At 59.4% G+C, this 20,926-nt stretch carries 18 protein-coding genes and 8 pseudogenes; 16 read left to right on the top strand and 10 right to left on the bottom strand.

The genetic code is table 11. The features are described 5' to 3' along the window. Window positions 1-330: 330 nt before the first annotated feature. A pseudogene (locus NKI39_RS34395) lies at window positions 331-741 on the bottom strand (IS21 family transposase); the annotation flags it as partial. A 481-nt stretch (window positions 742-1,222) separates the two neighbouring features. On the opposite strand from NKI39_RS34395, the gene NKI39_RS31425 reads away from it, so the two are divergent. The 4 genes from NKI39_RS31425 to NKI39_RS31410 all read left to right on the top strand — a co-directional run bounded on the left by NKI39_RS31425 (window position 1,223) and on the right by NKI39_RS31410 (window position 3,612). Then, complete coding sequence (locus NKI39_RS31425) at window positions 1,223-2,026, top strand: tyrosine-type recombinase/integrase (RefSeq protein ID WP_352836746.1); 804 nt, start codon at window positions 1,223-1,225, stop codon at window positions 2,024-2,026. 49 nt (window positions 2,027-2,075) lie between these two features. Then, complete coding sequence (locus NKI39_RS31420; protein ID WP_352836743.1) at window positions 2,076-2,315, top strand: hypothetical protein; 240 nt, start codon at window positions 2,076-2,078, stop codon at window positions 2,313-2,315. 336 nt (window positions 2,316-2,651) lie between these two features. Further along, entirely contained in the window at window positions 2,652-3,113 is a 462-nt protein-coding gene (locus tag NKI39_RS31415; protein ID WP_352836740.1) for a site-specific integrase, read from the top strand. Window positions 3,114-3,351: 238 nt separating this feature from the next. Next, window positions 3,352-3,612, top strand: coding sequence for a tyrosine-type recombinase/integrase (locus NKI39_RS31410; RefSeq protein ID WP_352836738.1), 261 nt, complete (start codon window positions 3,352-3,354; stop codon window positions 3,610-3,612). A gap of 97 nt (window positions 3,613-3,709) precedes the next feature. Here the strand turns inward: NKI39_RS31410 and NKI39_RS31405 are convergent. The 4 pseudogenes from NKI39_RS31405 to NKI39_RS31390 all read right to left on the bottom strand — a co-directional run. Continuing rightward, window positions 3,710-4,079, bottom strand: a pseudogene (locus tag NKI39_RS31405) (IS21 family transposase); the annotation flags it as partial. A gap of 52 nt (window positions 4,080-4,131) precedes the next feature. Next, window positions 4,132-4,751, bottom strand: a pseudogene (locus NKI39_RS31400) (CocE/NonD family hydrolase). Between the two features lie 382 nt (window positions 4,752-5,133). Continuing rightward, window positions 5,134-5,392, bottom strand: a pseudogene (locus NKI39_RS31395) (transposase); the annotation flags it as partial. A 238-nt stretch (window positions 5,393-5,630) separates the two neighbouring features. Then, window positions 5,631-5,783, bottom strand: a pseudogene (locus tag NKI39_RS31390) (IS110 family transposase); the annotation flags it as partial. A gap of 191 nt (window positions 5,784-5,974) precedes the next feature. Here NKI39_RS31390 and NKI39_RS31385 point away from each other — a divergent pair. Beyond that, window positions 5,975-6,487, top strand: coding sequence for an IS110 family RNA-guided transposase (locus NKI39_RS31385; RefSeq protein ID WP_352836736.1), 513 nt, complete (start codon window positions 5,975-5,977; stop codon window positions 6,485-6,487). 241 nt (window positions 6,488-6,728) lie between these two features. Here the strand turns inward: NKI39_RS31385 and NKI39_RS31380 are convergent. Next, a pseudogene (locus tag NKI39_RS31380) lies at window positions 6,729-6,934 on the bottom strand (transposase); the annotation flags it as partial. A 114-nt stretch (window positions 6,935-7,048) separates the two neighbouring features. On the opposite strand from NKI39_RS31380, the gene NKI39_RS31375 reads away from it, so the two are divergent. The 7 genes from NKI39_RS31375 to NKI39_RS31345 all read left to right on the top strand — a co-directional run bounded on the left by NKI39_RS31375 (window position 7,049) and on the right by NKI39_RS31345 (window position 13,755). Beyond that, window positions 7,049-8,773 carry an ABC transporter substrate-binding protein gene (locus tag NKI39_RS31375; protein ID WP_352836734.1) on the top strand — a complete coding sequence of 575 codons (1,725 nt, stop codon included), beginning with the start codon at window positions 7,049-7,051 and terminating at the stop codon, window positions 8,771-8,773. Continuing rightward, entirely contained in the window at window positions 8,712-9,575 is an 864-nt protein-coding gene (locus NKI39_RS31370) for an ABC transporter permease (RefSeq protein ID WP_352836732.1), read from the top strand. The genes NKI39_RS31375 and NKI39_RS31370 overlap by 62 nt, the downstream gene beginning before the upstream one ends. Before the next feature lies 1 nt (window position 9,576). Next, entirely contained in the window at window positions 9,577-10,467 is an 891-nt protein-coding gene (locus tag NKI39_RS31365; RefSeq protein WP_352836730.1) for an ABC transporter permease, read from the top strand. Continuing rightward, a complete protein-coding gene (locus tag NKI39_RS31360; protein WP_352836729.1) occupies window positions 10,464-11,480 on the top strand; it encodes an ABC transporter ATP-binding protein in 1,017 nt (338 codons plus the stop codon). The genes NKI39_RS31365 and NKI39_RS31360 overlap by 4 nt, the downstream gene beginning before the upstream one ends. Further along, the gene (locus NKI39_RS31355; protein WP_352836726.1) at window positions 11,477-12,505 is read left to right on the top strand and encodes an ABC transporter ATP-binding protein; all 1,029 of its coding nucleotides are present in this window, start codon (window positions 11,477-11,479) and stop codon (window positions 12,503-12,505) included. Before NKI39_RS31360 ends, NKI39_RS31355 begins: the two co-directional genes overlap by 4 nt. 15 nt (window positions 12,506-12,520) lie before the next feature. Next, window positions 12,521-12,976, top strand: coding sequence for a hypothetical protein (locus NKI39_RS31350; RefSeq protein ID WP_352836724.1), 456 nt, complete (start codon window positions 12,521-12,523; stop codon window positions 12,974-12,976). A gap of 461 nt (window positions 12,977-13,437) precedes the next feature. Continuing rightward, window positions 13,438-13,755 carry a hypothetical protein gene (locus tag NKI39_RS31345; RefSeq protein WP_352836761.1) on the top strand — a complete coding sequence of 106 codons (318 nt, stop codon included), beginning with the start codon at window positions 13,438-13,440 and terminating at the stop codon, window positions 13,753-13,755. On the opposite strand, the pseudogene NKI39_RS31340 reads toward NKI39_RS31345, so the two are convergent. From NKI39_RS31340 to NKI39_RS34390, 3 genes and pseudogenes are all read right to left on the bottom strand, one after another. Continuing rightward, a pseudogene (locus NKI39_RS31340) lies at window positions 13,721-14,574 on the bottom strand (IS66 family transposase); the annotation flags it as partial. The gene NKI39_RS31345 and the pseudogene NKI39_RS31340 overlap by 35 nt on opposite strands. A 163-nt stretch (window positions 14,575-14,737) precedes the next feature. Beyond that, entirely contained in the window at window positions 14,738-15,250 is a 513-nt protein-coding gene (locus tag NKI39_RS31335) for a transposase (RefSeq protein WP_352836721.1), read from the bottom strand. A gap of 239 nt (window positions 15,251-15,489) precedes the next feature. Beyond that, window positions 15,490-15,651, bottom strand: coding sequence for a hypothetical protein (locus NKI39_RS34390; protein ID WP_189556919.1), 162 nt, complete (start codon window positions 15,649-15,651; stop codon window positions 15,490-15,492). Between NKI39_RS34390 and istA the strand changes: the two are divergent. Further along, a pseudogene (gene istA / locus NKI39_RS31330) lies at window positions 15,650-17,160 on the top strand (IS21 family transposase). The gene NKI39_RS34390 and the pseudogene istA overlap by 2 nt on opposite strands. A 12-nt stretch (window positions 17,161-17,172) precedes the next feature. Then, on the top strand, window positions 17,173-17,928 hold the full coding sequence (gene istB, locus NKI39_RS31325) for an IS21-like element helper ATPase IstB (protein ID WP_125007203.1): 756 nt from the start codon (window positions 17,173-17,175) through the stop codon (window positions 17,926-17,928). Window positions 17,929-18,178: 250 nt separating this feature from the next. On the opposite strand, the gene NKI39_RS31320 is transcribed toward istB, so the two are convergent. Then, window positions 18,179-19,405: an ATP-grasp domain-containing protein gene (locus tag NKI39_RS31320; protein ID WP_352836717.1), complete on the bottom strand. Its 1,227-nt coding sequence runs from the start codon at window positions 19,403-19,405 to the stop codon at window positions 18,179-18,181. A gap of 352 nt (window positions 19,406-19,757) precedes the next feature. Between NKI39_RS31320 and NKI39_RS31315 the strand changes: the two genes are divergently transcribed. Next, window positions 19,758-20,036, top strand: coding sequence for a DUF6959 family protein (locus NKI39_RS31315; RefSeq protein WP_352458679.1), 279 nt, complete (start codon window positions 19,758-19,760; stop codon window positions 20,034-20,036). Between the two features lie 43 nt (window positions 20,037-20,079). After that, a protein-coding gene (locus tag NKI39_RS31310; protein ID WP_352836715.1) for an IS5 family transposase occupies window positions 20,080-20,846 on the top strand; the annotation gives its coding sequence in 2 pieces (ribosomal slippage) (window positions 20,080-20,392 and window positions 20,392-20,846; 768 coding nt in all). The last annotated feature ends 80 nt before the right edge of the window (window positions 20,847-20,926 follow it).

Genomic DNA, 20,926 nt, shown 5'->3' with positions numbered 1-20,926 from the left:
GGAGTTTCATGATGCGATTTAGCGGCAAGGTGGCATTAGTCACTGGCGGCAATTCTGGCATTGGGCGGGAATCGTCCACCGACCGGCGCAGGAAGGCGCTTTGGTGGCGCTGGTTAGGCGGGATCACCAAAGAGGAGCGGCGGTGGAAGCAGAGCTATCTGGTTCTGGTCGAACGGGCCGGTTCTTCCGATGCGATCTCGCACAGGAATCGGCTGTGGAGACTCTGTGTGAGATTGCCGGCCATTTTGGCGCCGCAGCGCTGCGAGCGGCGGACATGGCTGGCGACGCCGGTTGCGCAGCCGGGCCAGGACCACCCTTGTCGCGCGGCTAGCGGCTGCGGGTCGCGGCAGGATCGTCGTGTCGTAATGACCGGCCATGGCGGCCGACGCGCTTGTGATTCATGGAAGAGCTCGACCACCCGGTGGGTGAGCCGCACATCCACAGATTGTCGCAGACGATCGCCTTAGTTACCCCGCCGAAGAAGGTGAGTGCCCGGCACTGGCCCTCGATCCAGTCCGGCAGTTTTTGGCTGAAGCTGGCATGGGCGAAGGTGAAGGACGAGGCGCCCAGCACTGCAACGAAGATCTGAGCCTGGAAGATGACGCCAGTATCGGGATCGACAACCGGCACGGTGTGGCCCGCATAGTCGGTCTGCATCACCGCGCCCGCCTCGTGGCGGTTGCGGAACGTTGCGCTCGACCGGCGCTGGAAAGCGCCGAACCGGTCACAAAAACGGCTAAAGTGTTGTGCACAACACTACACCTGTTATGTTGCGGCCAAAATTATGTTGCGTAGGCAGCTTTCTTCCGGGGATGTTTGGGTCGTCGGGTCGTTCTTGACGCAACATAATTCGATGGCTGGGTAGCAAGCCTTTCCCAATGGAGGTTTGCTATGAATCAGACGACTGATGCCGGCCACTCGGCCGCACGCTACCATGATGACGCGCCATTTGCCGAAGAGCGGAACCGTTACCTTCGACACTGTGCGGAATGCGGGGCGACCGCCGCTTCGCTCAGGGTCAAACGCGGCGGGCTTTTATGGATGATGCGCCGTTGAGGCCCTTCAACGGATTGCGTTCGAGAAGCAGCAAGCCCTCGGGTCCGCCGCTGCGGCGCAAAGAGTCGTCTACATCGGGCGACCTCGGCTTCGATTTCTGGGCTAGTGGCATGAGCCGACCGTTGTGTTCCGATACCGGAGCCACCTCGAAGAGTATGTGAGATGGATGCGCGATGAGCGCGGCTTCACACCAACGACGGTCGAGCAATGGACCCGTGTTATCGGCAAGTTCCTTCGCTGGTGCGAGGAGACGGACCGGCAACTGAGGAGTCTTCAGCCCGAAGACGTCGATGCTTATCTCGTCACCCAGGCGCGACTATGGTCCCGCGTGTCGGTCGCCAACATAGCGTCGGCTCTGCGGGGATTTCTGCGCTGCGCGGCAGAGCGGGGCATGTGCATTGAGCGCGTCGCGGCGTCGGTTAGCCGTCCTCGGCTCTATCAGCAAGAGAGGCTGCCGTACGCCCCGGATTGGTCGGACGTGCAGCGCATATTGGCCGATGCGGAGACCGACAAGCCTCGGGACATCCGTGATCGTGCGATCCTGCTGCTGCTTGCGGTCTATGGGATGCGCAGCGGCGAAGTGGCGGCATTGCGCCTCGATCAGATCGACTGGGCCGGCGGAACTCTACAGCTTTTCCGCCTGAAGCGCCGCCAGCCGCAGATTTACCCGCTGGTACCCTCTGCGGCTGAGGCGCTCGCCCGCTACATCGACACGGTGCGGCCGCCATCATCGTGCCCGGAAGTATTCCTCTGCATGCAAGCGCCCCGTCGGCCGCTGAAGGCGGGGAGTATCTATGATGTCGCGAACCGCAGATTTGTCGCGCTTGGGATCGACGCTGCTCACCGCGGTGGCCATGCGTTGCGCCATGCTTGCGCCTCTCGGCTTCTTGCCGAAGGTCTGTCGATGAAGGAGATCGGGACCATTTGGGACACCGCAGCGCGGCGACAACCAGTATCTACGCCAAGGTGAACTTGGCAGCCCTTCGTGAAGTCGGTGCATTCGACCTGGGAGAGCTCCAATGATGCTGGCCGATGTCATCGACAAATACCTGGCCAAGCAGCGGTCATTGGGCATGCGTTTCGAGTCCGCCGAGGTTCTGCTGGGTCGGTTCTGCCGAGTGATGGACAATCGCGATATCAACGAGATTACCCCCGAGGCGGTAGCCTTGTTTCTCCAGGCAGTGGCCCGCTCAGTGCCACCTGGATGCTGCATACAGGTCTTGAGTGGCCTTTACCGATTCGCCTGCGGATTTCACTAAATTGGGACAGCCGTTTCAGTAAATCGCGGACAAGCGTTTCGCTAAGTCGCGGACAACGGAAGCGATCGAGTTCCGGTTGCCCTGTCGGCGAGACCCGGCCGCCACGGCTGCACGATATTCGTCACACGGCCGCCGTGCACCGGGTGATTGCCTGGTATCGCTCCGGTCAAGACGTGCAACGGTTGCTCCCGCAACTCGCAACCTTTCTTGGCCACATCGATATACGTTCAACAGCGCTATTTGCACATGACGCCGGATCTCCTCGATGCGGCCAGTCAGCGCTTTGCGCAATACGCGATGGGGGCCGACCATGTAGGATGAGAGCCCCCTTGGTCCGTGGATCCGCCGGTTCCTGTTGGAACATCGGTCGCCGAGCGCAATCTTTCCCGCAACACCCAAGCCAGCTACCGCGACACGCTTAAACTGCTGCTGCCGTTTGCCAGCAAAAAGGGAGGCTGCGCCGTCGATCGTATGACAGTGGAAGAGCTGACGCCGGCAATTGTCCGCAAGTTCCTGGAACATCTGGAACGTGATCGCCGATGCAGCGAAGCAACCCGCAACCAACGGCTTGCGACCATTCATTCACTGGCACGCTTCATCGGCATGCGTTCGCCGGTCCAACTGGCCTGGTGTCCCGAGATAAGGGCAATACCATTCAAGAAGACGGCAAAGACCGCGATCGGATATCTCGAAAAGCCCGAGATGGATGCGCTCCTCTCCCGACAGGCGTACGGGTCTTGGGGTGCGCGACCATGCCCTGCTGCTATTCCTGTACAACAGCGGTGCTCGCGCCGATGAGGCAGCAAAATTGACGGTTGGCAATCTTCAACTGGGCGCGTCTCCGTCAGTGCGCCTTCATGGCAAGGGAACAAGGCCGGATCTGCCCATTGTGGCCAACGACGGCAACCTCATTGACCCGCCTCGTGACCGATCGGGATAAGAGCGATGCAGTCTTTCTGGGGCGGACGAAGGAGCCTTTGACACGGTTCGGAATACACCGCGTCGTGACGCAATATGCCGCCGCGGCGAGCAAACTGTGCCGACCTTGGCCACGAAGCGCGTCAGCCCGCATACGATTCGGCACACGACAGCCGTCCACCTCCTGCGTGCAGGCGTCGATATCAACACGATCCGTGCCTGGCTCGGCCACGTGTCGTTGGACACCACACACATCTATGCGGAGGTCGACCTCGAAATAAAGGCCAAGGCGTTGGCCAAGGTCGATATCAGCGGCTTGAGGGAGTCACCTCGTCAACGTTCTCTGCCGTCATTGATGGCATTCCTGAAAGCCTTGTAGACTCCAACCGTCGCCCTTTATGTTGCGAGCCGGGCCAGGGAAACCGCCGCCATCTCTGGCTCGCCTCCAACAACCGCAACATAAGTTTGGCCGCAACATAACAGGTGTAGCCATAACCATCCGGGTGCGCCGCGCGGTATTCCTGCCACAACAACGTCAGCGTCACCCCCTTGCGCTTCAACTCCCGGGCGATCAGCGCAAAGTCCGGTTCGCTCCAGATCTTGCGGCGGACGACCGGCACGGCCGAACAGTAGCGGCTCAAGCGTCGCGTCGTCATGGCCCGGCGGCAGCGGCCAGCATGACAGCCCGGCCTCCCGCGCCCGCAGCAAATAGGTCGATACTGTCGTCTTACAGATCTTGAGCCGTTCCGACACCTCACCCACCGAAAGACCCTGCTCATGGGTCAGGCGCAAGATCGCTTGGATATCCCTCACGCTCGTTCGTCTCGCTTGCTTCCGTCTCGGCATGGCCCCTCGTGAGAGGCCAAACTGCCAGAACGGCGCAGCCAAGAACCGACCGCTAAATCCGCTCCCGAAAACTGTCCGTGATTTTCCTTGTCTCAATCTGGGGGTGCACTCCAGTCCGCGAATTTCCGAAATACGCAGAAAGAAGCCGGAATACTGGGGTCGAATAGCGATCTGCCCATCCACCGACCGCGAAAACCGCGCAGTCGATTGCACCGTAATCTTCGCAGACCGAACCATACCTCCAGAAATCATCCAGACACTGATGAGAGAGCCAATCAATCATTGTCGGTCGGGCATTTTCCAGTCGCTCCATCCACATCGTGCGCCAGCGATCCTCGCCGACAATTTCGGGATCGGGCGACTGAGCCATGAGCAGGAAACACTCTGTACCCCAAACCAATGTATCGTTGATAAGGCATCCGCCCATGTAGTGCACGTCATGGGCGTAGCGATCGTCAGTGGAGCAGTGGGTAATGATCGCCTTCAGGCCGTTGGGCCGGCGCGCGGCAACTTGCAATGCGCTGAACCCACCCCACGAGATGCCGATCTCCCCACATTACCGCTGCACCAGGGCTGTCGCGCGATCCATTCGATGGCCTCAACCGCATCGTCCTGCTCTTGCTTGACGTATTCATCTTGGTAAAAGCACTCGGAATCCCCCGTACCGCGGATGTCTAGACGGATGCTTGCGTCCCCGCGCGATGCAAATAAGGGTATATAAGTTCGTCCTTCTGAACCGTTCCATCACGCTTGCGGTAGGGAATGTAGTCGATAATCGCCGGAACCGGATCGGACGCCGCATCCTTCGGCAACCAGATTTTGCAGCCAGACGTGTCCCCTCGGCAAGCGGTATAACGGGTCTCGGCCCCAGCGCAATTTTCATATTTCTCCATCCAAGGTGCTAAAAGTCCATTCGTTGCGTGGCGACGTTGTAGTTCGGAACGGGCCTGCTTTCCAGTGAAACGTATATTGGACCGGTGTTCAAAACAGATCACTGTACACGAACCGTCGCCGCCTGGCCGGGTGCCGACCGGCGACCGACGCCTAGAGTCTTTCACGTTTTGACAGAAGCGTATCCGCCTGTTGCGAAGTAGTTCTCGCATTCGCCGGGTTCGATGGTTGTGACGAGGTGACCGATGTGGCGCCAAGTGTCCTCGACGGTACGCTTCTGAGCTTGGCGCAAATGTTTGATCTTGGCGAAGCGCCTGCTCGATCGGATTGAGGACCGGGGAGTATGGCGGCAGGTACCAAAGCCTGGCGCCGGCAGCCTTGATCATCTGCCTGATGGCCGCCGACTTATGACTTCCGAGATTGGGTGGACGCCCCCTCACGGCATCGCTGTGCCAAAGTGGTGTCGTTGATCATCACTTGAACGGAGGCGTCCATGTTGGAAGTTAACACAATCGGATTGGACCTGGCGAAGAACGTGTTCAGGCGCACGGCTCGGATGCGTCGGGAGCCACCCTGTTCCGCAAAAAGTTGCGCCGTGATCAGGTGCTTCGGTTCCTAGCTGAGCAGCCGGCTTGCACGGTGGCGATGGAGGCGTGTGCCGAACCGCATGGTCGGCCTCTGGGCCGCTTCGCAGATCGCTTCCGCGTCGGCTGCATCATTCTTTTGCCGCTCGACGAAAGGCTTGACGCAGCCCGGAGCGATCAGCCGGACGCCATGACCCAGCTTCGCGATCTCCCGCGCCCAATGATGGCTGCCGTGGCGGTGAAGAACGAAGAGCAACAGGCCGCGGCCATTGTGTTCAGCGTCCGCGATCTTGTGGTTCGCCAGCGCACTCAGACGATCAAGGCAATACGCGGCCATCTTGCGGAATTTGGACTTGTGGCTGCGCAGGCCTCTTCCACGTCACTAAACTTGTTACGGCGATCGAGCAGATGGACCCCACTGTGCCCGAAGCCGCCCGCCCGATCCTGTCTTTCCTCCTTGAGCAGTTGCGGTCGTTGGATGCGAGAGTGGCCGAGCTCGACCGAGAGATTGGCCGGCGCGCCAGAGAGGATGCGGAAGCCAAGCGCCTGATGACGATTCCCGGTATAGGACCGATCACCGCGACGGCGCTTGCCGCGTTGGCCCCGTCCGCTCAGACCTTCAAGAGAGGCCGGGGCTTCGCGGCATGGCTCGGACTAACGCCGCTGCAACGTTCTTCGGGCAGCAAGCAAAAGCTCGGCGAGACATCCCGCATGGGCGAGCGAACCCTGCGACGGCTGCTGATCATTGGGGCCAGCGCCGCTGTGCGCTGGGCCATGCGGAAGGGCGCGACCGGGGACCCGTGGCTTTCGCGGATGCTTGAGCGCAAGCCACCCATGCTGGTCATCGTCGCCTTGGCCAACAAGACGGCGCGCATCGTGTGGGCATTAATGGCCAAAGGCGGAACCTATCGAACGCCGGCCATAGCAGGATAGTCCGCTCCTCGAGCGGGCTGCCATGGTGTGAGAAGGTCGAACGGAGAGTATGGCGCAACGGTCAACGAGATGGGATCGGGAAAACCAGATCATGGATGCGCGCCTTGAGCGCGCTAGGTTGAATTGGACCCGATCCGCGAAGTCCCATACGGGCCCGCGGCATGTGACAGCCGCAACAGAGGCCGGACACATGTCAGCACCCGACCACGCTACGCGCTCTGTTCTTGCACCAACGGGGGCGTCCACACATGTCCATGACGACGATGTCGCCGGGCTTCAACACGATGATGAATTGTTGCTCGACAAGGCGCGGAAGCATTGGCCGTTGATTGGCCCGTCGAAGACGCAAGGTGCCGCGAGCCCATCGCAACGCAGCGCGCCGAGGAAGGTCAGCGTGCGCCAGTGGCCGTACGGAGCCAAGCCGCGCAGCCGCTTACCGTTCGGCCCCTAATCTAAGACCGCCAGGAACAGTTTGACGCAGCATCCTATCTGGAATATTGTTCCAATTGCGCGTTCAGAAGCAAACGAAACTCGAAGTCGCTCAAAAAATGGGAGATTGATATGGATGCTATCACAGGCGGTGTGAGTCGCCGGGCTTTTCTTAAAGCGGGCGCAACGCTCGGCGGCGGCATTGTCGCTGCCGGCATGCCGCTTTCGCAAGCCATCTGGGCAGCCGAAGGCAAGGTGCTCGAGGGGCGCTCTAATTTCTTGCGCAAGCTCGATCCTGCTTTCTACTCGTCACAGGGCGACGTGGACGTGATGAACTGCATTTATTCGAAGCTCACCCGCTACAAGCCGGGCTCCGAATGGGGCTGGGATCTGGAAGCGGCAGAAAAGATCGAACAGGTCGATCCGACGCATATCCGCTTCCGCCTGAAGAAAGGCATTAAGTTTACAGGTGGCTACGGCGAGATGACCGCCAAGGACGTCAAATTCTCCTTCGAGCGCGTGATGAAGCTCGATGGATCGGCGAAGCTTGATTGGGGTTCGTTCGATCATGTCGAGTTGGAGAACGACTATACTGGCGTGATCGTATTCAAAAACCCATACGTGCCGGCTTGGCTCCTTGCGCTTCCCTATGGTGGCGGCCATATCCTTTCCGAGGACGCGGTAGTGAGGCTAATCCCTAGGGGCGGTGACTTCGGCATGAAACCGCCGGCGTTCTCTGGTCCGTATGTGCTCGCCGACTGGAAACCCGATCAATATACACTTTTGACACGCAACCCGGACTGGTCGGGCCCGAAGCCCGGCTTTGATGAAATTCGCCTCCTGCCGATCTCCGACGACAAGGCAGCGGAGCGCGCTTATCAGGCGGGGGATGTTGATTTCACCAGTATCAGTTTGGATTCTCTTGCTAGGTTTAAGAGCACTCCACCTGCTGACACCAAGGTCGAGGAGAAGCCCTCGATCGGTTACACTTGGCTGGGTCTGAACATCGATAACCCGAAGCTGAAGGACATCAATGTCCGCAAGGCCATTCAATGGGCGATCAATGTGCCGCAGATTCTGGATGCTGCTTATTCGGGTCAAGTCAATGTGGCCACCGGCACGATTGCTCCGGCGATCGTCGGACACCGCGCGAAGGCGATCGTCCCGCCAGAGGGCGATCTCATGAAGGCCAAGGAATTCCTGGAGAAAGCTGGCGTGAGCGACTTGCGTCTGACTCTCGACTGCTCAAATGACAGCCTCACGACAAACATAGCCCAGATGGTGCAGGCACAATTGTCGCACATCGGCATTACCGTCGAGGTGAATGCCCTGGATGACAGCACATTCTGGACGATCGGCATGGAGTCGGAGGGCGAGCGCTGGAAGGAAGTGCAACTCATCCTCAACCACTATATCGGCCTGCCCGATCCTCATTACCAGGTGGAATCGTTCACGCAAGATCAGGTAGGCGTTTGGAACTGGGAGCGCTTCCGTAGCGAGCGTTTTGATGAGGTTGTCGCGAAGGCGATCACCATCGAAGATCCGGTCGCACGGGCGAAGCTTTACTATGAGGCACAGGATCTGATGGAAGAGTCAGGGGCTTACCGATTCTTGACCAACGGGGCGATGCCGATCATGTCCCGCAATACCCAAATCGTGGACGCAGCCACCCGCCCAGATGGAGCGCCGTTGTATCTCGATTTCAAGCCGCCCTTGTCGCTTTTGGTTCTATTTCCTAAACCCATGGGGCCCCGCGGCCGCCATAATCGCCACCGCGGTGGTGCTTCTGTTCCTGATGATTCGTGCCGTGCCCGGCGATCCGGCCGTGGCTTTGCTTGGCCCCCGCGCCACGCCTGAGTTGAAGGCGCAACTCCACCAGCAAATGGGGCTGGATGAGCCGCTTTTCCTGCAGCTTTTTAAGTTCTTTGGCCGGCTACTTCATGGTGACCTCGGCTATGACGTGATCAGCCAAAGACCTGTTGGGCAAATAGTCTTTGAGCAATTGCCTTATACGCTTGAGCTGATCTCAGTATCGATCCTGTGGGCCTTGGCAATTGCCGTACCACTCGGCTGTTACTCGGCAGTGCGGCGTCACTCCACAGTCGATCAGGTTGTCGGGGTCCTTGCAGTCGCTACGATCGCTATTCCTCCGTTTGTTATGGCAGTCTATGCACTGCTGATCTTCGCTGTCGCCCTAGGGTGGTTTCCCGCAATCGGCGCTGGCGATCGCTTTGGGGACAGACTTATGCATCTCATTCTCCCGGGATTCGCCATGGGAATCGGTTGGGTAGGCTACATCTCCCGACTGGTACGCGCATCCATGCTCGAAATCTTGGGTGAAAACCACGTGCGCATGGCCCGCTCTTTCGGAATCTCGGAATGGCGCATCGTTACGCGCTACGCGCTTCCGCTGGCGATCCTGCCGACCGTGACCATACTCGGCGTGGGCATAGCGTGGCTCCTTTCGTCGGCCGTCTTTATCGAAGTGGTCTTCGCAAGGCCTGGTATCGGCGCGCTGATCGTGAACGCGGTCAACGCGCGCAACTATCCGATTGTGATGGGCATTGTGCTCGTCACAACGTTCCTTATTGTTACCGCTACGACACTCTCGGATCTTGTCAACGCATTCCTCGATCCGCGAACCCGGGAGAAGCTCTGAAATGGTAAGCGTTGAAGCCATCCGTCCCGAACTCAGCGATGCCACGGGTGCCAGCGCCTTTCGCTTCCTGCGGCAACTTCGCAAGAACCGTCTGGGTGTGCTTGGAGCCGTGCTCGTCATGTTCGTGTTCGCGAGCGCGATCTTTGCTCCATTGATAATCACTCATGATCCGATCCAAATCATGGTCGGACCGCGTCTCGCCGCACCTTCACTGGATTTTCTGCTGGGTACGGACCAACTGGGCCGAGACACGTTTTCTCGCACCATCATGGGCGGTCGCATGCCGCTCCTTGTTGCTTTCGCCTCTCTCGGCAGTGCGCTGGGGGTCGGCGTGGTGCTTGGTCTCATCGCAGGCTTCGGGCCGCGTTGGCTGGATAATTTGCTTCTGCTCATCTTCGATACGATCCGGTCGTTTCCAGGTATCATTTTCGCGCTGGCTATGATCGCGCTTCTGGGGCCTAGTCTGGCGAGTGTCATTCTAGTCATCGCGATCACGTCTATGCCCATTTACGCGCGTGTCGTGCGCACCCAGACAGAAGCACTACGCAGCAGTGAATACATCGCTGCAGAGCGCAGCATGGGGGCCGGCACGACGCGTATTCTGGCCGTGCACGTACTGCCCAATGTCCTCGGTCCGCTTCTCATTCTGGTGAGCATGGACGTGCCGGCCGTCATCGCGGTAGAGGCGGGTCTCAGCTTTCTCGGCATGGGCGTTCGCCCACCAACGCCTGATTGGGGGGGTATCCTCAACGATGGCTATAACTTTATCGACAGGACACCTTGGATGGTCCTCGCCGGCGGCATTCCCATCGTCCTGGCGACGCTTGGCTTCACGTTCCTGGGCGAGGCGCTGCGCGACATATTCGATCCCAAGCTGCGGAAAGACCTATGAGACGCCACGATCTCACACAACATACGTCCCCCCGGCCACTTCTTGAGATCCGTGGCCTAAATCTCGATTTTGGCACGCCGCGCGGGCGCGTCCATGCGCTGCGTAATGTTTCTCTCGACGTCCCAGCCGCCCAGGTGATTGGCATAGTCGGCGAAAGCGGATCCGGAAAGTCGACGCTCGCGTATACAGTGATGGGCCTGCTTCCAGAAAATGCAGATGTCACAGCCGGCAGCATGCTGTTCGGAGGTCGAGACCTGCTCAAAATGCCCGCTCCAGCGCGTCGCAGCCTGCTCGGCGATCGTCTCTCGATGATCTTTCAGGACCCGATGACCGCACTCAATCCTGTGCGGACCATCGAGAGCCAGATGATCGACATCCAGCACCACGAACAGGGAAGCCGCAGCGAAAAGCGCGCTCGCGCCCTAGCAATGCTTCACCGGGTCGGAATCCCGGATCCGGAAAGCCGTATCCGCGCCTATCCGCATCACTTCTCTGGCGGCATGCGTCAGCGCGTTTGCATTGCCATGGCGCTTCTTGTGAAGCCAACGCTACTCGTCGCCGACGAGCCAACCACCGCGCTCGATGCAACACTGGAAGTGCAGATCATTCATTTGCTCAAGGATCTGCAAAAAGAAATTGGTTGCTCGATCCTCTTCGTCTCCCACCACCTCGGCGCGGTAGCTGAGTTGTGCGACCGGGTCGTCGTCATGTATGCGGGCGAAGTAGTGGAGCAGGGCGCGGTTCGGGACATCTTCCACAATCCTGCTCATCCATACACGCGCGCGCTGCTTGAATGCGATCCGGGGCGGATCAAAAAAAGCACGCGCACTTTGCCGACCATTCCCGGCGAGGTGCCGAGTCTCCTCGGCAGCAAGGTGGGATGCATTTTCCGCACACGTTGCCAACATGGGTACAACCGCTGTGTGCAAGAGAACCCCGTCGAATACAGCATCGGGGTGGACCAAGTCGCGCGATGCCATCTCCTCGACGAAGAACGGTTGGTTTCGGCATGAGCGCGCTGCTTCGGGTTGAGGACCTGCGCATCCGCTTCCGCACCGTGGGTCCGCTGAAGGCGTTCGCAACCGGGACGAAAGCCCCTTTCATCGACGCAGTATGCGGTGTGTCCTTTGAAATCCGTAAGGGCGAGACACTTGCCCTTGTTGGTGAAAGCGGCTCCGGCAAATCGACTATCGCGCGCACGATCATCGGCTTGCAGCGGGCTGTGAGCGGCAGCATCAGCTTCGACGGACAGGAAATTGAGGAGCTAAGCGGGACGGAACGCAAGCCCTACCTGCGGCGCATGGCAATGATGTTCCAGGATCCGGTCGGCTCGCTTTCGCCAAGGCTGACCGTGCGATCATTGCTGACGGAGCCTTTCCGGATCCATGGGCTGAAGGAGCGCGATGCCGGAGGCGAAGCCGAGCGCCTGCTGCGCATGGTCGGCTTACCGCCGGATTTTGCTCGCCGCTACCCCCATCAGCTTTCCGGAGGTCAGGCCAGGCGCGTTGGTATCGCGCGTGCTCTTGCGCTGAATCCGGATTTGATCATTGCCGATGAGCCGACCGCAGGACTTGACGTCTCGGTGCAGGGCGAGGTGCTAAACCTCCTCGCGCGGCTTCAGGATGAACTCGGCATGGCGATCCTGATTATCACGCACAATCTTAACGTGGTGCGCCACATGACCGATCGCATGGCGATCATGTATCTAGGCCGCTTTATTGAGGTCGGTTCGACCGAGCGTATCTTTGAGGACCCGCGTCATCCCTACACCGAGGCGCTGCTTGCGGCCAATCCCGAGCCTGACCCGGATGCCGTGCTGAACCGAATAGAACTCAAGGGTGAGCTGCCGAGCCTGATGAGGCGGCCATCCGGTTGCGAGTTCCACACCCGTTGTCGTTATGCGCAGGATATCTGTCATCGCGTGTTCCCCGAACCTTCAAAAAGCCCAGAAGACAGCGAGCACAGCTTCAGATGCCATTTCCCGCTGGGGCGTGAAACCACACTCCCGTTAGAGCAACTACTGGTGTCACGAGTTTAAATCCTCCCGACTATCATGGTGACATTATCCGCCTATTGCCCAATAGGCACCGGCGATTACGGCAAGAAAAGGTCATGCGACAAATTATTCCTTCGCCATGACTTGCAACGAGAAGACATGTGCTGGCGTTTGGTTACATTGCTGGAGCAAGGATCTGTAGAGTGCGTGTCGATATGTCCGGCTGGCGCAGATGGGTTTGCAGCGCTCACCCCGAAGATCGTCATCGGTAATGTCGAGCGACATGCTCTTGATGGCTCCGCCGACAGCGGCAAGGCGATGTGCGGTGCGCGCCTTCCTGCGCTATTTGCGTCTGAAGGCCTTCATTTCGTTAGCCTTGGCCGATTGCGTGCCGTCCATCGGCCGATAGCGGCTTGCGGGTTTCCCAACCTTCCTGCCGCCAAGAAGGTCCAGCAGGTTTCGATGCCTGCGATCGGACCGCGGCAATGGCGCATCGAGACTATGCGATTCTGATGGTCCTGGCCAAGCTGGGCTTGCGCGCCAGCGAGTTGCGGCCCCCAGTCTTGACGATATCGAGCAGTCGGGCAGCGTCCTAACAACCGCGTGGAGGCGCTGGTTGTGAAAATCGACACGCAGGGCATCCGACGCCGCTAAGATTCTGCGTACGGCTTTACTGAAGATTGAGAAAGCGGAGCGTCCTCTTGTGACAGGTCTCGCCCTCGACGTCGGTGCTTTCGAGCATGTCAGCGGAGGTTCAAGATGTCCATATGGAGATGAACCGCATCCATTCGGTAGGCTTTCTTCGTCGGTATGGACGTCAATGACGTGTCACGCGTGTAGTCGACAACCGTCACCGGTTCGACGTCTTTGAAACGGGCATCGATGGCGTTCTTGGGATGCATACGACGAAGGCCGGCTATTCACGCGTACCTTGAGGCGTTAGTGTCCGCTTAGATTAAGTGGACGCTTGGCGAATGAAGTATCTGGCTATGGAGCAGCCGTCGATGGTGGAAGCGAGCTCGTCCGCGGCCCTGCCGCTGCCGACGGGTGCGGGCCGACAGCGAACCCGCCGCTCCTGGACGGTCGAGCAGAAGCTGGCGATCGTGCGTGAGGGGCAGGGGTCCGGTGATCCGGTGTCGGTTGTGGCGGCGTCACGATATGAACACGAACCACTTGTTCATCTGGATGAAGCAAGCCCAAAGTTACGCATCCGACGAAGGCCGCATGATTCGCACATGCGCGTGGGCGCGGCGGGCTCTATGATGGCGGTGGGTGACCAGGCGGCCTGCTGATCGGCGGGCTTTTCGGCAGGCGCTTCCATTGCCAGGGCAGTAGTTCGTGCAGACGCGAGGCGGGAAGATCAGCAATGCGGGCCAGGACATCGGCGAGCCAGGCTTTTGGGTCGACGTCGTTGAGGCGTGCCGTGGTGATGAAGGTAAGCATTACGGCGGCGCGGTCGGCGCCGCGCTGGGAACCGGCGAAGGTCCAGTTGCGCCTTGTAGGTCCATATGCCCGGTCGCGCACTTGCCCTTCGCCAGGATGCGAATGGTGGTGTCGTCGCCATGAAGGCGCTCGGCCGCGAGCACATGGCGCTCGATCAGCTGGAAGAGCGGCATGACGGCGAAGGTTCCGTGGCCGACCTGATCGGCCAGCGTCGACAGCGGCAGCTCGATCCCCTCGGCCTTGAAGCGCGCGCTCTGGCGGTTGAGTGGAGCATGCATGCCGAACTTGTCGAACAGGATTGTCGCCAGCAGTTGGGGACCGATGAAGCCGCGCGGCGTGAGATGGAACGGCGCCGGCGGCTGGGTGATCTTCTCGCAATCGCGGCAGGTAAACTTTTCGCGCACCGTTTCGATTAGCTTGAAGCGGCGCGGGATCTCCTCCAGCGTCTCGGTCACGTCCTCACCCAGCTTGGACAGCCGCGATCCGCCGCAGCAGGCGCAGGTGCTGGGTGGCTCGATGACGATGCGCTCGCGCTCGATGTCGGTCGGCCATGGCTTGCGCATCGGCCGTTTGCGCGAGAAGGGGCGCACCGTCTGCGTCTTCGCCGCCGCGGCCTGCGCGGCAAGTTCATCCTCGGTCGCCGAGGTGACGAGGTCTTCGAGCTCCAATCCAACTGGACACCTCGAACTACCGTCATTTCGCAGGGTTTAGGCCCGCGATGAGGTCGGGCACAACCTGATACCCCCCGAGCGCTTGGTCTTTTGGTCGATGATTTTGATGCTCGGGGCCGATCGTGACGCCGCTGCGGCGCGGCATCGACCGCCTTTGGCATCATGCGGGCGCAGTGCGCCCTTGATGCCAGACGAAGCGGGTGAGATTGTAGGCCATGCCGATCTTGGTCTTGGCCTGCGCCATGCCGATCGTTCGCACGAACAGGCCTATGCGGGATTTCTGCTGCGCGAAGACGTGCTCGACGAAGGCGCGGATCGTGGAGCACCGGCCGTTGGCCCGCGACGTCGCCTCGCTCATCGGTCGGCCTTTCGGCTTCTTGTGGTGGATGTCGGAGACGTAGCCGTTCTTCTCCAGCCATGCCTTGTACTTCTTGGAGCGATAGGCCGTGTCGGCCCACACTTTCGAGCCGGTGTTGTTCTTGTGCAGCACATTGGGACCCAGGGAGAGATCAGGTGGGCTACCTTCAGGGCCGCGAGGATTTCGAACTGGTGGTCGGGGAAGCTGATAGAGCTTCTTGTCGAGCGCCGTCGTGAACGATGTGCCGATGAAGTCGGTCGAGGTCGGGTTGGAGATCCTTACCGTCGCCCGCCATCCAGTGGTGAGGTTGCGCACCCGCGGGCGTTTTGCGACGAGCGAGGCCGCGGCGTGGCGAAGTCTTCAATGCACACGGGAGTCCCAAGCGCTGCAGGCCGAAACGACGCGGGGAAGGCGAGTAGACGCTTATTCCCGGAGTCCGCGCCTCAGGGGCGGCCTCGACCTGCTGATGAACCCCATGCAATCTCGCGCGGCGCAGAAACGCTTGAATCGACCTTCCGCTGCGGATTCCGACGTGAAGCCGGCCGCCATTCCGATCAAAGACCGGCCACCATTCCGATTTGAAGCCGGCCACCATTCCAATCAAAAGTCGGCCAGTTTTCGGCACTGAACATTACCTCCTGGGTCAGCAACTTTGGCATCAAATGCCCCGCGATGAACGGGGAGATTTTGATGCCGGCAAAGAGAAGGCTGACCATGAGACAGTTACGACAAATGCTGCGGCTTGCCGGAAGCGGGACCAGCTCCCGCGAGATTGCCGTCGTCTGGGAATAGCGCGCAGCACGGTGCAGGATAATCTGCAGCGCGCAGCGGCGGTTGGATTGAGCTGGCCCTTGCCGGGCGAACTGACCGACGATGCGCTCGAGAACAAACTCTTCACTCGCAACGGCGTCAAACAGGGCACGAGAAGACGCACAGAACCAAACTGGGCCGATCTTGCCGTCGAGCTCAAGAAGCCCGGTGTCACCTTGCTCATCCTCTGGGAGGAGTATCGTGGGTCGCATCCCGAAGGATACGGCTACAGTCGCTTCTGCGAACTCTTTCGCAGTTTCGAGCAGCGGCTTTCGCCGACGATGCGCCAGGAGCATGCGGCCGGCGACAAGGTCTTCGTCGACTATTCCGGCAAGAAGATCCCGATTGTTGATCGCAAGACCGGTGAGATCCGCGAGGCAGAGATCTTCGTGGCAGTGCTCGGCGCATCCAGCTTCACCTATGCTGAAGCAACATGGACACAAACACTTCCCGACTGGATCGGCTCGCATGTTCGGATGTTTCGTTTCTTCGGGGGCGTTCCCCGGTTGGTCGTTCCCGACAATTTGAAGTCTGGCGTCAGCCGCGCCAGTTTCTACGATCCCGAGATCAACCGCAGCTACGGCATGATGGCATCCCACTATGGTGTCGGTGTCCTGCCGGCACGGCCGCGACGGCCGAAGGACAAATCCAAAGTCGAGAACGGCGTCCGCTTCGCCCAATCATGCATTCTGGGGCGGATGCGCAATCAGACCTTCTTCTCGCTGGCCGAGGCCAATGCCGCCATTCGCCAGGCACTCGATCGCATCAATGATCACGTCATGCGCCGGCTGGGCGTCAGTCGCCGGCAGCTGTTCGAGAGTGTCGAGCGCCCGGCTTTGGCCAGTCTTCCACTGGAGGATTACGAGTTTGCCGAATGGCGTTTGGCCCGCGTCTCGACGGATTACCACGTCGAGTTCAAGACCTTCTTTTATTCCGTGCCGCACAGCCTCATTCGCCAGCAGGTCGATCTGAGAGCAACGGCACGCACCATCGAGATCTTCCACCGCGGCAAGCGCGTCGCGGTGCATCAGCGCCGCTATGGCGGTCCTCGCCATGGAACCGATCCGGATCACATGCCCAGCTCCCACCGGCGCTATGCCGAGTGGACGCCAGATCGCTTCCGTCGCTGGGCCGCATCCGTCGGCCCCGAGACGGAAGGCTTGATTGTCGCAATCCTCGCCAGCCGCCCACATCCTGAACAAGGCTTTCGAACATGCCTGGGTGTCCTGCGCCTGTTTCGCGATGTCACACGCGATCGCGCCGAAGCTGTGTCAGCCCGCGCTGTCGAGATCGGTGGCCTGAACTGCAAGAGCATTGCCTCGCTTATCGCCAATCACAAGGCCGCAAGGCATTCCACCGAACCGACCGCCATCGTCGATCACGCCAATCTGCGTGGCCCTGATTACTTTCATTGAGGAGACACACCAATGCTTATCCATCCCACCATCGACATGCTGCGCGAACTCGGCCTTCATGGCATGGCCACCGCCTTCCAGGAGCTCGACGCACAATCCGAAGCACGCGGCCTCGAGCATGGCGAATGGCTTGCCATGCTGCTTGAGCGCGAGGCTACCATGCGCCGCCAGAAGCGTTTCGAAGCCCGCGCCAGGGCTGCAAAGCTGCGCCATGACGCACAGATCGAGAATGCCGACTTCCGTGCCGCACGCGGTCTTGACCGCAATCTGTTCATGGCGCTCGCCGGCTGCGACTGGATCAGAAAGCATCACAGTCTTCTCATCACCGGGCCGGCGGGCGTGGGCAAGAGCTGGCTGGCCTGCGCTCTCGGCCACAAGGCCTGCCGCGAAGACTTCTCCGTCGCCTATCACCGCGTTCCCAGGCTGTTTGCAACTCTTGCCCTTGCCAGAGGCGACGGACGTTATGGCCGGATCCTCAAGCAACTTGCCAAAACCGACCTTCTCATTCTCGATGACTGGGGACCGGAAAAACTCAATGATGACCAGCGGCGTGATGTGCTTGAGATCATTGAAGACCGCTACGAACGCCGATCGACAATCGTCACCAGTCAGCTGCCTCTGGATCGCTGGTACGAGATCATTGCAAACCCAACTCTGGCCGATGCCATCCTGGACCGCCTCGTTCACAACGCCTATCGCATCGATCTCACCGGTGAAAGCATGCGAAAACAGCGCTCGCCAAGAGCGTCTGAAACAGCTCAAGCTTGACCTGAAACGAAACCCAATCCAAACATCAACGAGACCCAGGATCAGTCCGAAAAATGGCCGGCTTCAAATCGGAACACCGGCCGGATTGAAATCGGAATGACCGGCCGGCTTCAAATCGGAATCGATGGCCGGCTTCGTCGGAATACGCACTTCCGCTGAAGCTGCGCGTAATCAATACTTGGTTGAGGAGGAGTTATCATAGAGGGAACAAAAAAGGCTTATCCTCTATTACGTCCGAGGGGCAGATTTGTTAATGTTCGCCGCGGGCCGGAAATGATGTGATCGACCAATCGATTAGGTCGGTGGCCCGCTGAAGTATCGCCTGGGTCCGAGCAGGCGTGGGTGAAGCGGCGACGACATGTCCGATACAGTCTCGCTCATCGCCTTTCCTAACGATGGGTCTTTTTGGTTCAACATACAATTTGACTTGGACGACACCTGGTATCGCAGCTGCCCGACTGACGCCATCGATCCAATCGAGGACGCCATCGCGATCCGCAACCAAGAATCGCGCAGCCCCAGTCTGCGATTGGCTTCTGCACAAATTCCATTGGTCGCCGATGACAAGCTTGATGTGCTCTGTGAGGAGATCGACACCGCAAGCCGCTTGAACCACTTCAGGCACGGGCGCGCCGCTAAGACGCGGATTGACTTCAATGACGACCGGACCGCGCTTCGTCCACCGGAATTCAATGTTTGTCGGCCCCCAGCCAAGGCCGAGAGCCCGCAGACAACTCAGCGAAACATCGGCGATAAGCTCATGCTCGGCATCAGTCAGCGGAGCCGGAAAGACATACTGATGGTAGACGAAATGCGGCGGTGGACCGAAGCCACAGGTGCCAGCTCCAATGACCTCATCTCCCATTATCTCGGTCCAATAATGGGGACCTAGTGCGAATTCTTCGACCAGTATCCTCGGCGAAGACCGCCATATGTGCTTCCCGCCCAACAGATAGGTCGTATGTTCGGCCAACTCATCGAGGCTGGAACACAATCGGACCCCCCTGCTCCCGCTGCCCGCCGCCGGCTTTACAATCACCGGCAGGCCGATCTCCGCGGCGGAGCGTTCTACGTCCGTCGCGTTCGCTGCCAAGCGATAAGCCGGTATCGGAATGCCGACCCCGGCGAGAAGCTGACGTTGAACGAATTTGTCGCAGCATCGTTCAATAGACTCAGGGTTCGGCCCTGGTAGCTCGAAATGCCGGCAGAGCTTGCCAACTGTCGCATAGGTCAATTCCATGGCGGACGTAATGCCAGCAATGTCATAGATTGCATCCAGCCGGGAACATTCGTGGATCAGTGCATCGATACTGTTTGTATCGACACGAATTATTTCAACGCTTTCCGACGCAAGATATTCGTACTGGGTTGGGTTAGCCGACAGGATGATTGGATGTAGGCCATGATGCTGTGCTGCTTGGACGTACCGCAGCATATTACTTGCGCCTTCCACCAAGATAAGAACTCTTCTCGCCATCGCTGTTAACTCCGACATTGCTTGTTGCATAGCCGTCTGAGCGTAAATCGAAAAGCAGTTTTTCAGCCGTGGCTGACCTCAGACTTTGTTTAAATATATCACTGTCGCCGCCTTGCATTCGTAAAGATTCCGTAAAGATGTTTGGAGGTTTTGTTGTTAATGGTTAAAGCAGCATGCAAGGAGGCTCGGCGAACTTCAGGTCAAGGGCCGATGGCGAACTGCTCGACAAGCGAGCGATTCGAGCCGTCACGATCAACCGCACTTACCGCCTTTAGGTCGTGAACCCATAAAGGGTTGCGGAGTGAGCGGGCTCATGCTCTGACGGTGCAGCAAGCCGATCCGCGAGACACTGATGCGTAGCGAGAACGTCGAGATACTATCGGACAAGACCAATGCCGCTGTCATGCGGCATCCTGGTCGGGCCTTCCCCGGCGTTCTCGTTCAGGGTGACAGCCTTTATATTCTGTGTCAGCGAGCGGATCTGGCCTGCAAGGAAGTCGGGCGAGGTTCGCCGGGTTACGACGAACTGAATGATCTTCGCAACGCTCTGTGGTCATATCTCAACCATTATAAGGTTACACTGCTGGAGCACGACATAGCGCTTCCCTTCTCAGAACAGCAGGCACCCTGAAGCCGGCCTTTCAATATCGTCGCTGATGTGATTCAGCGGCTGTATGAGCCGATATGATCTGACCGACTTCGAATGGCGCGTGATCCAACCGCTCCTGCCCAACAAGCCGCGAGGCGTGCCGCGCGTGGACGACCGCCGCGTGCTGAACGGCATCTTCTGGGTGCTACGATCAGGCGCACCGTGGCGCGACCTGCCGGAGCGTTATGGACCGCGCACGACCTGTTACAACCGCTTCGTGCGATGGCGAAAAGCAGGCGTGTGGCATCGGCTCATGGACGCTGTCAGTGCCGTGCATGACGGTGAAATCCAGTTGATCGACAGCACTTCTATCCGGGCGCACCAGCAGGCTGCGACAGGAAAAAAGGGGATGCAGATCAATGTCTCGGCCGCTCCCGAGGCGGGCTCACGACCAAGATCCACGTGGTCGTCGATGCGTGCGGGCTGCCGATCCGGCTCGGCCTGACAGCAGGGCAAGCCCATGACGGGCAGATCGTCGATACACTCCTCGACCACCTCGGCCCGCGCGCCATCGTGCTGGCGGACAAGGCCTATGATGCCGACCGCATCCGGGAGCTGATCCAGCAGCAGGGTGCCACGCCGAACATCCCGGCCAAGCGCAACCGGAAGTGGAAACCCTGCTTCAGCAAGCGGCTCTATCGCGAGCGCAACCTGATCGAGCGGTTCTTCTCCAAGCTGAATCACTTCCGTCGCGTCGCCACCCGCTACGACAAGCTGGCTGCCAACTTCCTCGCCATGATCCAGCTCGCTTCGATCAGGCTATGGCTTCGCGCTTATGAGTCTACGGCCTAGCACTACTTTGGCAGAATTGATTTTGGGGTCATTCGGAACCGGATACGGCAGTATGGACATCGTTGTGGCGGATGGTGGTT

It is taken from the genome of Mesorhizobium sp. M0664, from assembly GCF_040320565.1.
GTDB lineage: Bacteria > Pseudomonadota > Alphaproteobacteria > Rhizobiales > Rhizobiaceae > Mesorhizobium.
This window is presented reverse-complemented; position numbering and strand designations above follow the sequence as displayed.